This window comes from Kocuria sp. 2SI (genome assembly GCF_005502825.1).
In the GTDB taxonomy this organism is placed as follows: Bacteria; Actinomycetota; Actinomycetes; order Actinomycetales; family Micrococcaceae; genus Kocuria; species Kocuria palustris.
Genome location: NZ_SCNB01000013.1, coordinates 1 through 13,278, shown reverse-complemented (window position 1 = coordinate 13,278; position 13,278 = coordinate 1). Strand labels below are relative to the sequence as shown.

Here is a 13,278-nt window from a genome sequence, read left to right as displayed (position 1 = left end):
TTATCTAGGCAGGCTAGCTTTTCTGTGCGAGGCTGGCCCACGTGATGAGTCAGCAGAAGCCGGCAACCGTGCAGCGCGAGCTGCAGCAAGTGTGGAGGCGCGGTGGGGAGCGCTCCGCACGTCTCGGGCCTGAGCACGCACAGCTGTGGGGCGCGCTCGATGAAGCCGCCCGAGGTGGGAAGGGGTTGCGCCCCGACCTCGTCATCGCCGTCCATGCGGCCCTTGGAGGCACTCGGTACGAGTCTGTCGCCAGTGCTGCCGCGGCGGTCGAGATGCTGCACACCGCGTTCGTGGTCCATGACGATGTGATCGACGGCGACGACACTCGCCGCGGGCGGCCGAACGTCTCCGGAGCCTTCGAGGTGCAGGCCCGGAGGACGGGTGCGAGCGCGGCAGCGGCACAGCGGCAGGGTTCCGCCGCAGGGATCCTGGCCGGTGATCTGGCGCTGGTCTCGGCCCTGCGCCTGATGGCCCGCAGCGGCGCCTCGGCCGCCCAGACCGAGCAGCTGCTCGAGCTGCTGGAGGAGGCGGTCCACGCCACGGCATCCGGCGAGCTGGCGGACGTGCGCCTGAGCCGGGTCGGCGAGGGGCAGGCGCTGCAGCTCCAGGACGCTCTCCGGGTGGCTGAGCTCAAGACCAGCGCCTACTCCTTCCAGCTGCCCATGCAGGTCGGGGCCGTCCTGGCCGATGCTCCGTGGGAGCTGCTCGAGAAGCTGAATGTGATCGGGCGATTGGTCGGCATCGGGTTCCAGCTGCTGGACGACCTCCTGGGGGTCTTCGGCCGCCAGGAGCTGACCGGCAAGACCGTGATCTCCGACCTGCGCGAGGCCAAGCCCACTGCGCTGCTGGCCCTGGCTCGAGGCACGTCGTGCTGGACGGAGCTCAGCGCGCTGATCGGGGACCCGGAGCTGGGCGAGGAGCAGGCCGATCGAGCCCGTGATCTGCTCACCGGGTGCGGTGCCCGGCGCGCCGTCCAGGATCTGGCCGACCAGCAGCTCGACGAGTCTCTGCGCCTGGCAGCTCGACCTGCCGTCCCGGCAGAGCTGGAAGCCGTGGTGGCCCAGCTGATCGAGCGATTGAGGGGGACAGCGATCTCAGCCATGACGACGCACAGCGCTGAAGGTCAGTTCGGTGCGGCTCCGCTTCGGGAGCAGGCGTCATGACGGCGGTGAGGCCGGTGTCGCGCTACGACCGGGTGGCCGCGGCGAGTGCCGCCGAGGTGATCGGCCGCTATTCGACGTCCTTCGGGTGGGCCGTGCGACTGCTCGCCGAGCCGACTCGCTCGGAGATCCGCAGCCTCTACGCACTGGTGCGCGTGGCCGATGAGATCGTCGATGACCCGGATCCGGGCCTGAGCCCGCAGCTGCGGTCCGAGCTGCTGGAGGAGCTCGAGGCCGACACGCTCCGAGCCCTGCAGCACGGGCGCAGCGCCAATCTGGTGGTCCAGGCCTTCGCCTCCGTCGCGCGACGGCGGGGCGTCGGTCCGGAGCTGATCCGCCCGTTCTTCGCCTCCATGCGCGCCGATCTGGGACTGCGCACCCATGACGACGAGAGCCTGGACGACTACGTATACGGCTCCGCCGAGGTGATCGGGCTGATGTGCCTGCACTGCTTCCTGGGGGCGGACGGCGGTGCCTACGAGCGGCTGGCCCCCGGGGCGCAGCGGCTGGGCGCTGCCTTCCAGAAGATCAACTTCCTGCGGGATCTGGCCGATGATCACGACCTGCTGGGACGGACGTACTTCCCCGGCCTGGATCCGGAGGCGTTCACCGACAGCCGGCGCGACGAGCTGCTGGATGACATCGATGCCGACCTGGCGGTGGCCGCCGAGGCGATCGCCCAGCTGCCTCCCGACAGCCGCCGGGCGGTCAGTGCTGCGCACGGGCTGTTCGCCGAGCTCTCACGGCGCCTGCGCCGCACCCCTGCCGCGCAGATCCGGCGCACCAGGATCCGGGTGCCCGATGCGCGAAAAGCGGTCATCATCCTGCGTGCGCTGGGAGGCCGCCCATGAGCCGGGAACGTCGGGCTGTGGTCGTCGGCGGGGGCATCTCGGGGCTGGCCACGGCCGCGCTGCTGGCCCGGCGCGGCTGGTCCGTGGACCTGTTGGAATCGCGGGGGGCCCTCGGCGGCCGTGCCGGGACATGGGAGGCAGACGGCTTCCGCTTCGACACCGGGCCCTCGTGGTACCTGATGCCGGAGGTCTTCGAGCGGTTCTTCGAGCTGATGGGCACGAGCGTCGACGAGCAGCTGGATCTGCAGCAGCTCGATCCGGGGTACCGGGTGTTCTTCGAGGGCCACGACGAGCCGCTGGACATCGCGGCCGATGTCCGGACCAACATCGAGCGGTTCGAGGAGATCGAGCCCGGTGCCGGCCAGGTCCTGGAGCGCTATCTGGACTCCGCCCGCTCCACCTACGAGCTGGCGCTGGCCCGCTTCCTCTACACATCCTTCGATTCGCTGCGGCCCTTCATGGATCGCCGCGTCCTGGGATCGGCGCATCGGCTCGGCCCGCTGCTGCTGCAGTCACTCGAGCGCTTCACGGCGCGACGATTCCGGGACCCGCGGTTGCGTCAGGTCCTGGGCTATCCCGCCGTCTTCCTGGGGTCCTCGCCGGACAGGACGCCTGCGCTGTACCACCTGATGAGCGCCATGGACCTCACCGGTGGGGTGCTCTACCCGCAGGGCGGCTTCGGTGAGCTCATGACCGTCATGGAGCGGCTGGCCCGAGCTGCTGGAGCCCGGTTGCACACGGGGGCGGAGGTCACCGAGATCCGCACAGCCGCAGGGGGCCGTCGCGGGACACGTGCGCAGGCGGCGGGGGTGCGATTCCGCGATGCCGAGGGCATCGAGCGCGTTCTGGAGGCGGACGTCGTCGTGTCCACGGCCGATCTGCACCGCACGGAGACCACGATGCTGCCCGAGCACCTGCAGACCTACCCCGAGTCCTGGTGGACCCGGCGCACCAGCGGTCCGGGCGCGGTGCTCGTGATGCTGGGTGTGGACGGTGCGCTGGAGCGGATGCCGCACCACAGCCTGTTCTTCACGCGGGACTGGCGGCGCAACTTCGCCGCCATCGCGGACGGTCGAGTGCCGGAGCCTGCGTCGGTCTACGTGTGCCGGCCCTCGGCCACCGACCCGTCGGCTGCGCCGTCGGGTCAGGAGAACCTGTTCGTGCTCGTGCCCATGCCCGCCGACCCTCAGCTGGGACGTGGAGGGATCGACGGCGGCGGTGATCCGCGGATCGAGGCCATCGCCGATGCCGCGATCGACCAGGTGGCCCGCTGGTCCGGCCACGGGGACCTGGCCCAGCGCATCGTGGTGCGGCGCACCGTGGGCCCTGCGGACTTCTCCGAGGACCTGGGGGCCTGGCGAGGCAGCATGCTCGGTCCGGCGCACACCCTCGGCCAGAGCGCCATGTTCCGCGCCGGCAACCGCTCTCGGAAGGTGGACGGGCTCTACTACGCCGGGTCGAGCACGATCCCGGGGATCGGGCTGCCCATGTGCCTGATCAGCGCCGAGATCGTCGCAGACCGGATCGCGCGGGAGCTGTCATGACGGGGCTGATCTACCTGGGCGCCCTGCTGATCTCGACCGGCTGCATGGCACTGCTCGACCGCCGCTTCCGTCTGGTGCTGTGGCGGGCGCCGCGAGCCGGCGCGCTCACTGTCATCGCAGGGATCGCGGTCTTCCTGCTGTGGGATCTCGCGGCCATCGCCTCGGGGCACTACGGCAAGGGGCAGGGACCGATGACCGGGCTCATGCTGGCGCCCGAGCTGCCCCTGGAGGAGATCGTCTTCATCACTTTCCTCTGCTACCTCACGCTCGTGCTGCGGGGACTGATCGCGCTGGCCGTCGATCGCTCTCGGGCCTTGCCGAAGGAGGGTGCGCGATGACCTATGCCGCCCTCGCCGCGCTGTTCGTGGCCGCGACGGCCGTCATCGCCGTCCTGGTCTCCTGGCGACGCAGGCTCGGGTCTGCCTGGTGGGCGACGACGGCCCTGACGATCCTCGGCCTGCTGCTGCTGACCGTCGTGTTCGACAGCCTCATGATCGCGGTGGACCTCTTCCGCTACGACGAGGCGCAGCTGCACGGCTGGTTCGTGGGCCTGGCCCCGATCGAGGACCTGGCCTGGCCGATTGCGGCCGGTCTGCTGCTGCCGTCCCTGTGGGAGCTCTTCGCTCGGCCGGCGGATGACGGCGAACGGGAGAGGAGCGGCCGATGACACGCACTGAGGGGACGGCAGCAGCGGCCCGGCAGCTCGTGGGTGCGTCCCGGCCGCTGAGCTGGGTCAACACCGCATACCCGTTCGCGGCCGCCTATCTGATGGCCGGTGGGGGGCTCACTGCCGAGCTGGTGGTGGGGACCGTCTTCTTCCTGGTGCCCTACAACCTGCTGATGTACGGCATCAATGACGTCTTCGACTACGAATCGGATCTGCGCAATCCCCGCAAGGGCGGGGTCGAAGGCATCGTGCTGGCCTCCCGCTGGCACCGACTGACGCTGTGGTGGGCCTGCCTGCTGCCGGTTCCGTTCGTGCTCGCGCTGCTCTGGTGGGGGTCCTGGGCATCAGCGGCGGTCCTGGTGGTCACCCTGGTGGCTGTCGTGGCATATTCCGCCCCTGGCATGCGGTTCAAGGAGCGTCCGGTGGTGGACTCCATGACGTCGTCCGCCCATTTCGTGGGCCCGGCGGCCTTCGGTCTGGCGCTCACGGGCGCGCCCCTGACGACGACGGCCGCCGTCTCCCTGCTCGCGTTCTTCCTGTGGGGCATGGCGTCCCAGGCCTTTGGGGCGGTGCAGGATGTGATCGCCGACCGGGACGCGGGGATCGGGTCGATCGCCACGGCTCTCGGCGCTCGCAGGACTGTCCGGCTGGCGCTCGGGCTCTACGCCGCAGCCGGGCTCGTGATGGCCGCGGCGGAATGGCCCGCAGCGCTGGCCGGGCTGCTGGCCGTGCCGTACCTGGTGAGCATCCTCCCGTTCCATGACGTTCCTGATGAGCGCTGCGAGGTGGCGCGCCGCGGTTGGCGGCGCTTCCTTTGGCTGAACATGGTCACGGGGTTCCTGCTGACGCTCCTGCTGCTGTGGATCGCGTGGGGCCGGTGATCTGCCGGGAGGGGCTGCCCGCGGTTCGGGAACATGGCGGAGAGGGACTGTGCACCGCAGATCGCAGGGGCCCGAGGGCGGATAGTCTCGCCTCATGCCCGTTGCCACGCCATCGATCCGCCTCCGCATCCAGGACTCCATGGACAGCCTCAGCAATGCCGAGCGGAAGGTCGCCCGTGCGCTGCTGGCGCGGTATCCGAGCGCTGGGCTGACCACTGTCGCGCAGCTGGCGGGGGAGGCGCAGGTCAGCGCCCCCACCGTGCTGCGCTTCGCCGGCAGGTTGGGCTACTCGGGCTTCGCAGACTTACAGCGGGCGCTGATCGCCGAGCTCAATGACGATGGCTCCCCCTTGCGCCAGTACGAGCAGAAGCGCGCGGCGGAGGGCGGTGATGGAGTCCTGGCCCGAACAGCGCGGACCGTGCTGGAGGCCGTCCAGAGGACGTATGACGAGCTGCCGGAATCAGAGTTCACGGCGGTGGCCCAGATGCTCGCCGACCCCGGCAAGCGGATCGTGGTGGCGGGTGGGCGCTTCTCGGGGCTGCAGGCCGACTACCTGGTCCGCCACCTCCAGCTGCTGCGCCCGGGGGTCCAGCTGCTGCCGCAGGAGGTCATCGCCTGCCGAGACGCGGTGCTCTCGGCATCGTCGTCGACCCTGCTCGTCATCTACGACTACCGCCGGTACTCGCAGGACAGTCACGAGCTGGCCGCGGAGATGCGCCGTCGTGGTGCGACCGTGGCGCTGATGACGGACAGCTGGCTCTCGCCGATCGCGGATGCGGCGCGGCACGTGCTGCCGGCGCGCGTGGAGAGTGCTTCCCCGTTCGACTCTGCGGTGGCGGCCACAGCGCTCACCGAGAGCCTGGTGGCGGCCGTGACGGAGATCCTGGGCGATGCCGGGATGCAGCGGGTCGCGCAGTTCGAGGCCCAGGCCGAGCTGGAGGCGGGTGCGGCCGATGAGGCCTGGGGCTGTACGCGGACCGGCAATGGATGTAACGTGCGAAACAGAATGAAACAGATCACGTCGTTCTGAAACGCAGGATGACCCATGGGTCCGGATGCTGTTCCGGACCCCCGGCCCGTCTGAGGAACCATGGCTGCTCCGACCCTGACCTTCATCGCCACCAACGACCTGGTGGGGCACACCCGAGGTCGTGCGGTGCCCTCCGCCGACACCACTCGGGCCCTTCGTCGCGGAGTCGGGTGGGTCCCCGCTAATCTCGCGATCGATTGCTTCGGCCACATCGCCGACGGCAATGTCTTCGGCTCGACCGGCGACCTGCGCCTCGTACCAGATGCGACGACGGGGATCGACATCCCCGCAGGCCAGGACAAGCCCGAGGTCCGTCTCCTGCTCGCCGAGCAGCGCCACCCCGACGGCAGGGAATGGCACTGCTGTCCCCGGACTTTCGCCCGCAGGGCGCTCGAGGATTTCACCGAGCGGACGGGGCTGGAGATCATCGCCTCCTTCGAGCACGAGTTCACGATCCGCGATGCCGCGGACAGCGCCCCGTTCTCCCTGCGCCGCTTCCGCGATGCGGAGCCGTTCGGCACCGAGCTCGTGGAGCTGCTCGATGCCGTGGGGCTCGATCCCGAGAACTGGCTGCCCGAGTACGGGACCCAGCAGTACGAGATCACCCTCAAGCCGGCCCCGGGGCTCGTCGCCGCAGATCGGGCGATCCTGCTCAGGGACCTGATCCACGACCTCGCGCAGCGCCACGGCCGCAGCGTGACCTTCGCGCCGCTGTCTGCGCCGGATTCCGGCGGCAACGGCGTCCACGTCCACCTCTCCCTGCATGACGCCAAGACGGGCGCGCCGGTCCTGTACGACGACGAGGGCCCGGCGAACCTCTCGCAGATCGGTCAGAAGTTCGCAGCTGGCATCCTGCGCCACGCCAAGGCGCTCACGGCGCTGAGCGCCTGCGGGCCGAACTCCTACCTGCGCCTGGCTCCGGACACTTGGAGCGTGGGCGGGATCTTCCTGGGCGAGCGCAACCGCGAGTCGCTTCTGCGCATATGCCCTACCTCGACCATCGGGGGCGGCGATCCCACCCAGCAGCTCAACCTGGAGTTCCGTGCCGCCGACGCCACATCGAACCCGTGGCTCGTGCTGGGCTCCCTGGTGCGCGCGGGTCTCGAGGGCATCACCCGCGACTACGAGCCGGAACGGGTGTGGCCGGAGGAGACCGCCAGCGAGGAGCTGGCCGACGTCCCGCGGCTGCCTGCCTCGGTCTCGGAGGCGCTTGAGTGCCTCGCGAGCGACGAGATCGCGTCCGGGTGGTTCCACCCCGATCTGCTGCAGACCTACCTGCACATCAAGCATGCCGAGCTGCGGGCGGTCGAGGGTCTGACCGACGAGCAGCTGTGCGCCAAGGTCGCCGATGCGTACTGAGACTTCGGCCGCGAGCCCGCGGGGCACCTGGGAGTCCGCACAGCGCATCCGGCTCGTGGATCACCACGTGCATGGCCCCCTGTCCGGCGACGTCACGCGCGAGCAGCTCGAGATGCTGCTCACCGAGTCGGATCGCCCGATCCCGGAGGGGACCACGGTCTTCGACTCCCAGGTGGGCTTCGCGATCCGCCAGCACTGTGCGCCGCTGCTGGGCCTTGAGTCAGGGGCCTCGCCCGAGGCCTACGTGGCTCGTCGCAGCCAGAGCACGGCCGATGAGCTGGCCGAGCTCTTCCTGGAGGGCGCCGGCGTCTCCGGCTGGGTGGTCGACACGGGCTTCGGCACCGGTTCCATCTGGAGCGCGGAGCAGATGCGCGGGCACCTCAGCGGCTCCGTCCACGAGATCGTGCGTCTGGAGGCGCTGCTGGAGCAGGTCGCTGTGGACTGCGAGCCGGAGCAGCTGCAGGAGAGCTTCGAGGCGGCTGTGGCCCGAGCTGCCGAGAAGGCCGCAGGCTGGAAGTCGATCATCGCCTACCGCTTCGGCTTCGACTTCGAGCCCCGTCGTCCCAGCCCCGACGAGGTCCTGGCTGCCGCGCGCCGGTGGCTGGGCGAGCTCGTCGAGGGCGAGGGGCTGCGCGTGGAGGATCCGGTGCTGCTGCGATGGCTGCTCTATGTCGCCTGCGACACCGGGCTGCCGATCCAGCTGCACTGCGGCTACGGCGATCCCGATCTGGACCTCCACCGCTGCGATCCGCTGTTGCTGACCAGCTGGCTGCGCGACATCGAGGGCTCGGGCAGCCGCATCATGTTGCTGCACTGCTACCCCTTCCATCGCAATGCCGGCTACCTGGCCCAGGTCTTCCCGCACGTCTACTGCGACGTGGGGCTGAGCATCAACTACTCGGGGGCGGCCAGCCGCCAGATCGTCGCCGAGTCCATGGAGCTGACCCCGTTCTCCAAGCTGCTGTACTCCTCCGATGCCTGGGGCCCCCCGGAGCTGCACTACCTGGGCTCCCTGCTGTGGCGTCGGGCCACCGCCGCCGTCATGGATCGCTGGGTGGATCAGGGAGACTGGCCCGAGGAGGAGCCCGAGCGCATCCTGCAGATGATCGGCCGGGACAACGCATGCCGTGTCTACGGACTGGACGAGACGCGCGAGGCCCAGTCCCGCGCATGAGAGAGGAGCGCACTGCTTCGATGGACGCCGCACCCCTGTGGGACGCGCTGGAGCGGCACCTGCCCGCCGCCGTGGAACTGCGGCATGAGCTGCATCGGCGTCCCAGCCTCTCCGGGGAGGAGGCCCCGACGCGCGATGCCGTCGTCGCCGCCCTGCCCGAGGGGATGACCAGAACGGATGTTGCAAGGACCGGGTCGGTGCTGCGGCTCGGAAGGCCGGGCCCGGCGATCGGCGTGCGCGGTGAGATGGACGCGTTGCCGATCCATGAGACCACCGGCGTGGAATGGGAGTCGCGGAACGGCGGTGTCATGCATGCGTGCGCGCACGACGTCCACATGGCCGCTCTGGTCGCCCTCGCCGGGGCCGTCGACGAGATCGGAGTGCCGCACTCGCTGCTGGCGGTGCTCCAGCCTCGGGAGGAGACCTATCCCTCCGGCGCGGAGGACATCATGGCCGCCGGCGTGCTGCGCGATCAGGAGTGCGCAGCCATGATCGGCGCGCACATCCAGCCGACGCTGGGGCACCAGCAGGTGGCGTGCGTGCCCGGGGGCGTCAATGCGGCCTCGGACGAGTTCGTCGTGGAGATCACCGGCTCCCCCGGTCACGCCGCCTATCCGCACCTGGCCGTGGATCCGGTGCTGACAACGGCCCAGGTGGTCGTGGCGCTGCAGGCGGTCGTCAGCCGGATGGTCGATCCCATGCGCTCGGCGGTGCTGGGGGTCTCCTCGATCATCGCGGGGGAGGCCGCCAACGTCATCCCCGGCACCGCCCGCGCCCGAGGGACCCTGCGGGCTCTGGATCCGCAGACCCGCGGACTGCTGCGCGAGCAGCTGCAGTCCGTGGCCACCGGGGTCGCCGCAGCCCATGGCTGCCGGGCCGAGGTGACGATCACCCCGGGGGAGCCGGTGCTGGACAACCACCCGGGGCTCACCGAGCTCTCGCGCGTGCACCTGGAGAGTCGGGGCTATTCGATCTCGGACTCCCTGCGCTCGCTGGGCTCGGACGACTTCTCGTTCTACGGTGAGCAGATCCCGGCGCTGATGATGTTCGTGGGGACGGGGGCCGGTGGCGGTCTGCACACGAGCGACTTCCTTCCCGGCGACGACGACGTCCGCCACGTCGCCCAGGCCATGTGCGCCGGCTACCTCGCCGCCGCGCAGATGATCGAGATGGATCTGGGAGCTGAATCGCACAGCTGATCGCGGGCCCCCGGCCCTGGAAGGAGCGACGATGACGCGCAGCAGCATGGATTCGACGGAGGTCGGCCTGACCGACGGAGCCCTCTACGCGCGCGACGCTGCGGTCATCGCTGTCTCCGAGCACCTGCGGTTCTTCCCGCTCGAGGTCCAAGACGCTCGCGGAAGCGTGCTGTGCTCCCCGGAGGGTCGGGAGCTGATCGACCTGTCGGCGGGCTGGGGCGCAGCCGCGGTGGGCTACGCGCATCCCCGGGTCGTCGAGGCGATCGCGACCGAAGCGGCGCGGATGCCCAGTGTGGGCGTGCTCTCGGCCGCCAACCCCGCGAGCACGCGGCTGGCCGAGAACCTGCTCGAGGTCGTGCCCCTGTCCGCAGGGCGCGGTCAGGCTGCCGTGCACTTGGGGCTGAGCGGATCCGACGCCAACTCCGCTGCCCTGCGGGCGATCCGGGCCTGGTCGGACCGGCCCGGGATCCTGGTCTTCGAGAACTCGTACCACGGCGGACTGGGACCGGCGCAGCATGCTTCCGGCTTCTATGCCGCTGACGGCATAGCGATGGATCCCGGGGTCGAGCAGGTGCCCTACGGCGATGTCGAGGCCGCCGTGGCCGCGCTGGAGACCGGGCGCTTCGCGGCCGCTGCGGTCGAGCCGATCATGGCCGACGGCGGGCTGATCGTCCCCTCACCTGCGTTCCTGCCTGCGCTGCGAGAGGCGTGCGATCGCACGGGGACGCTGCTGATGGTCGATGAGGTCAAGGTCGGCATGGGCCGCACCGGGTCCCTGCTGGCCAGCGGCTGCGATGGGGTCGTCGCCGACGTGGTGACCCTAGGGAAGGGCCTCGGTGGCGGCATGCCGCTCTCCGCGGCGATCGCCCCGCGGCAGGTGTGGGAGGCCGCGCCGGGCGCCTCGCTGCTGACGCTGGCCGGCAACCCGGTGTGTGCGGCGGCGGGGCTGGCAGTGCTCGAGACGCTTGAGGCCGAGGGCCTGATCGGGCGTGCGGGCGAGCTGGGGCGGGAGCTGTCTGCGGCGCTCGCAGGGCTGGCCGGGCGTCACGAGCTGATCCACGATGTGCGCAGCCGCGGCATCGTGGCCGGGATCGAGCTGCGCCGGGCAGACGGGTCGGCCGCCGATGCCGAGACCGCGGCCGTCGTCCATCGGGCCTTCGAGCTGGGCGCGGTGGCCTATCCGGTGGGTCCGGAGTCGAACATCATCGAGCTCACCCCGGCGCTGACGATCACCGCCGAGCAGCTGCTGCACGGGATCGAGCTGCTGGGGCAGGCCGTCGCGGATGTCGAAGACGGACGCATTGACCTTCAGGCTGCGGCCGGCTTCGGGGGCTGGTGAGCCGACGTCGCCGGGCTGCCGCTGAAGAGATCTCAGCCGAGGCGGTCCGCTCTCCGGCTGAGATCCTCAGCCGGAGACCTCAGACCAGGTACTCGGCCGTCATGCGCTTGCCGATGCGCTCGGCCAGCGCCGGGCGGGCGATCACGATGATCAGACCGATCAGGCACCATGCCCCGGCCATCCAGGGGAACCAGGTGTACGGCGCCTCCTGGCCGATGATCTGCACCGCGTAGACGAAGACCAGGTAGGCCAGTCCGAGCGCCGGGAGGATGAGTTCCCAGCGCGGGACTGCGCTGCCCGGACGCAGGATGAAGCGGATGATGCCCACGCTTGTCATGCCGTAGGCCACCACCATGCACAGCGTGGCGATGGTGGCGAACCAGTAGTAGACATCCACGGAGCCGGCACCCAGGACGCCCGAGAGGCAGGCGACGATGACCGTGAACACCGTGACCAGCACGACGGCCGGACCGGGGACGCCAGTGCTCGGGCTGGTCCGAGCGAAGACGGCCGGGCCGAAGCCGTCGCGGGCCAGGGCGAAGAGCAGGCGCGCCGCGGCGGCCGTCGAGGACAGCAGAGAGGCGAAGGCCACCAGGAACGCGATCACGGAGATCAGGACTGCGAACCACGCTCCGATGTAGGTCGACGACAGCGTGGTCAGGGTCGAAGAGGCACCCGCGAAGGCGGCGACTCCGGCCTCGTCGGTGCCGAAGCCGATGGTCTGGGCGAACATCATGAACGTGTAGATCAGGCCGGCCAGCACCACGGCTGCGCCCAGTGCGCGGGGGATCGTCTTCCTGGGGTCCTCGGCCTCCTCGGACAGCGACGTCCCCGACTCGAAGCCGGCCCATGACAGGAAGCCGAACACGGAGGCCGTCATGATGGCCGACAGCGGAGCTCCGCCAGGAGCGAGCGTGGACAGGTCCAGCCCCGTGGACACCGGGGCGCTCCCCGAGGCCACGCGCACGACGATGACGACGCCCAGGATCAGCATCACCAGGATGCCGATCATGCCGATGGCCAGCAGAGTGCGGGCCGTGACGGCCGATTCGCGCAGGTTGAGCACCAGCACGAGCGCGCCGACCACCACCGGGATCAGGATCCACAACCCGTCTGCGAAGGCCAGGCCGAGCTCCGCCATCATGGCCTGGAAGAACACGGCGCAGGCCCCGGCGATGCACACCGCGAAGAACAGGTAGGTGCCCAGCAGCGCGAAGCCGCCGAAGAAGCCGGCTCGGGCGCCCAGGGTCACCCCGGACAGCGCGTAGACCGACCCAGCGTGGGTCACGTAGCCCGTGAGCCGGATGAAGGCGTAGGCCACCAGCATGGTGCCCAGGAACGAGACGGCGAATGTGAAGGGGACGCTTGCGCCCACGAGGCCTGCGACACCGATCCCATTGAGGCTCATGGCCATGACGGGGCCCATGAAGCCCACGGATATCGCAGCGACCTCGGGGGTGCGCAGGCGGCCTGCGAGCTCCCGGGTTGCAGAGGGTGCCTGGCCGACCGCGGCAACGCTGCTAGGTGGTTGGTGGTCCTGTGCCATGGGGATCAGGCTTTCCGCCGCCGTCGGGCACCGCGCCCGGAGTATCAGGCCGTGAGCCGAGGGTCAGCTGGGTGGAGAAGAGTCTTCTTGTGCTGCAAGTTACAGACGGACCCCAGCTGCCGCAATCCTTTTCCTGCTGATACATGTCCTTGGGGCTTTCGGCCCCCTCCGCTCATGTCTGGCCGGTCATGGGCCGTGGCGGCACGTCCTGCAGGCGGAACCAGAGGCGGGCCTCACGGCGCCGGGCTGCCGTGAGCACCGACCAGCCGCCGGCGTCGGCACCTGACTCGGCGACCGCCTGGTCGAGCGCATCGCGGACCAGCCAGGTCGTCACGGGGTGGGCGTGGCCGTCCATCTGCAGGACGTGCTCGAGCTCGGACGGTGGCAGGTCGAGCCACTCGCACAGCTGCTGACGCGTCAGGTCCGAGACCTCGAGATGGCGGCGCAGCTCCTGACCTGTGCGCGCGGTCTGGGCGTCGGTGAGGGACATGAGGGCTCCTGAGCTCGGGGGCGGGTGCGGCTCCCGGT

Annotated in this window: 13 protein-coding genes; 11 read left to right on the top strand and 2 right to left on the bottom strand. The window is 70.2% G+C overall.

What is annotated here, in order from left to right:
* The first annotated feature begins 44 nt into the window (after positions 1-44).
* The 11 genes from FFS25_RS08775 (at position 45) to FFS25_RS08725 (ending at position 11,204) form a co-directional block, all read left to right on the top strand.
* On the top strand, positions 45-1,163 hold the full coding sequence (locus FFS25_RS08775; RefSeq protein ID WP_283957210.1) for a polyprenyl synthetase family protein: 1,119 nt from the start codon (positions 45-47) through the stop codon (positions 1,161-1,163).
* Positions 1,160-2,011 carry a phytoene/squalene synthase family protein gene (locus FFS25_RS08770; protein ID WP_137802618.1) on the top strand — a complete coding sequence of 284 codons (852 nt, stop codon included), beginning with the start codon at positions 1,160-1,162 and terminating at the stop codon, positions 2,009-2,011. The genes FFS25_RS08775 and FFS25_RS08770 overlap by 4 nt, the downstream gene beginning before the upstream one ends.
* Positions 2,008-3,555, top strand: a complete 1,548-nt coding sequence (gene crtI / locus FFS25_RS08765; protein WP_171004151.1) for a phytoene desaturase family protein — start codon at positions 2,008-2,010, stop codon at positions 3,553-3,555. Before FFS25_RS08770 ends, crtI begins: the two co-directional genes overlap by 4 nt.
* On the top strand, positions 3,552-3,893 hold the full coding sequence (locus FFS25_RS08760) for a lycopene cyclase domain-containing protein (protein WP_006214346.1): 342 nt from the start codon (positions 3,552-3,554) through the stop codon (positions 3,891-3,893). The genes crtI and FFS25_RS08760 overlap by 4 nt, the downstream gene beginning before the upstream one ends.
* The gene (locus FFS25_RS08755; protein ID WP_006214345.1) at positions 3,890-4,222 is read left to right on the top strand and encodes a lycopene cyclase domain-containing protein; all 333 of its coding nucleotides are present in this window, start codon (positions 3,890-3,892) and stop codon (positions 4,220-4,222) included. Before FFS25_RS08760 ends, FFS25_RS08755 begins: the two co-directional genes overlap by 4 nt.
* Complete coding sequence (locus FFS25_RS08750; protein WP_137802617.1) at positions 4,219-5,103, top strand: prenyltransferase; 885 nt, start codon at positions 4,219-4,221, stop codon at positions 5,101-5,103. The genes FFS25_RS08755 and FFS25_RS08750 overlap by 4 nt, the downstream gene beginning before the upstream one ends.
* A 94-nt stretch (positions 5,104-5,197) precedes the next feature.
* A complete protein-coding gene (locus tag FFS25_RS08745) occupies positions 5,198-6,133 on the top strand; it encodes a MurR/RpiR family transcriptional regulator (RefSeq protein WP_137802616.1) in 936 nt (311 codons plus the stop codon).
* A gap of 60 nt (positions 6,134-6,193) precedes the next feature.
* Positions 6,194-7,492, top strand: coding sequence for a type I glutamate--ammonia ligase (locus FFS25_RS08740; protein ID WP_053448121.1), 1,299 nt, complete (start codon positions 6,194-6,196; stop codon positions 7,490-7,492).
* A complete protein-coding gene (locus FFS25_RS08735; RefSeq protein ID WP_137802615.1) occupies positions 7,482-8,666 on the top strand; it encodes an amidohydrolase family protein in 1,185 nt (394 codons plus the stop codon). The genes FFS25_RS08740 and FFS25_RS08735 overlap by 11 nt, the downstream gene beginning before the upstream one ends.
* A 20-nt stretch (positions 8,667-8,686) precedes the next feature.
* A complete protein-coding gene (locus tag FFS25_RS08730) occupies positions 8,687-9,865 on the top strand; it encodes a M20 metallopeptidase family protein (protein WP_137802614.1) in 1,179 nt (392 codons plus the stop codon).
* A gap of 31 nt (positions 9,866-9,896) precedes the next feature.
* On the top strand, positions 9,897-11,204 hold the full coding sequence (locus FFS25_RS08725; RefSeq protein ID WP_212742738.1) for an aspartate aminotransferase family protein: 1,308 nt from the start codon (positions 9,897-9,899) through the stop codon (positions 11,202-11,204).
* A gap of 79 nt (positions 11,205-11,283) precedes the next feature.
* Here FFS25_RS08725 and FFS25_RS08720 read toward each other — a convergent pair whose 3' ends face one another.
* Together FFS25_RS08720 and FFS25_RS08715 are read right to left on the bottom strand one after the other, a co-directional pair.
* Positions 11,284-12,750, bottom strand: a complete 1,467-nt coding sequence (locus FFS25_RS08720) for an APC family permease (protein WP_249933836.1) — start codon at positions 12,748-12,750, stop codon at positions 11,284-11,286.
* A 172-nt stretch (positions 12,751-12,922) separates the two neighbouring features.
* Entirely contained in the window at positions 12,923-13,240 is a 318-nt protein-coding gene (locus FFS25_RS08715) for a DUF2316 family protein (protein ID WP_206390518.1), read from the bottom strand.
* Positions 13,241-13,278 lie beyond the last annotated feature (38 nt).

Excerpts from the sequence above, each read along its gene's own strand:
- FFS25_RS08715 (WP_206390518.1), bottom strand. The coding sequence starts at position 13,240 with ATGTCCCTCACCGACGCCCAGACCGCGCGCACAGGTCAGGAGCTGCGC.
- FFS25_RS08730 (WP_137802614.1), top strand. The coding sequence starts at position 8,687 with ATGGACGCCGCACCCCTGTGGGACGCGCTGGAGCGGCACCTGCCCGCC.
- FFS25_RS08750 (WP_137802617.1), top strand. The coding sequence starts at position 4,219 with ATGACACGCACTGAGGGGACGGCAGCAGCGGCCCGGCAGCTCGTGGGT.
- FFS25_RS08735 (WP_137802615.1), top strand. The coding sequence starts at position 7,482 with ATGCGTACTGAGACTTCGGCCGCGAGCCCGCGGGGCACCTGGGAGTCC.
- FFS25_RS08770 (WP_137802618.1), top strand. The coding sequence starts at position 1,160 with ATGACGGCGGTGAGGCCGGTGTCGCGCTACGACCGGGTGGCCGCGGCG.
- FFS25_RS08775 (WP_283957210.1), top strand. The coding sequence starts at position 45 with ATGAGTCAGCAGAAGCCGGCAACCGTGCAGCGCGAGCTGCAGCAAGTG.
- FFS25_RS08740 (WP_053448121.1), top strand. The coding sequence starts at position 6,194 with ATGGCTGCTCCGACCCTGACCTTCATCGCCACCAACGACCTGGTGGGG.
- FFS25_RS08760 (WP_006214346.1), top strand. The coding sequence starts at position 3,552 with ATGACGGGGCTGATCTACCTGGGCGCCCTGCTGATCTCGACCGGCTGC.
- FFS25_RS08755 (WP_006214345.1), top strand. The coding sequence starts at position 3,890 with ATGACCTATGCCGCCCTCGCCGCGCTGTTCGTGGCCGCGACGGCCGTC.
- FFS25_RS08745 (WP_137802616.1), top strand. The coding sequence starts at position 5,198 with ATGCCCGTTGCCACGCCATCGATCCGCCTCCGCATCCAGGACTCCATG.
- FFS25_RS08720 (WP_249933836.1), bottom strand. The coding sequence starts at position 12,750 with ATGGCACAGGACCACCAACCACCTAGCAGCGTTGCCGCGGTCGGCCAG.
- crtI (WP_171004151.1), top strand. The coding sequence starts at position 2,008 with ATGAGCCGGGAACGTCGGGCTGTGGTCGTCGGCGGGGGCATCTCGGGG.
- FFS25_RS08725 (WP_212742738.1), top strand. The coding sequence starts at position 9,897 with ATGACGCGCAGCAGCATGGATTCGACGGAGGTCGGCCTGACCGACGGA.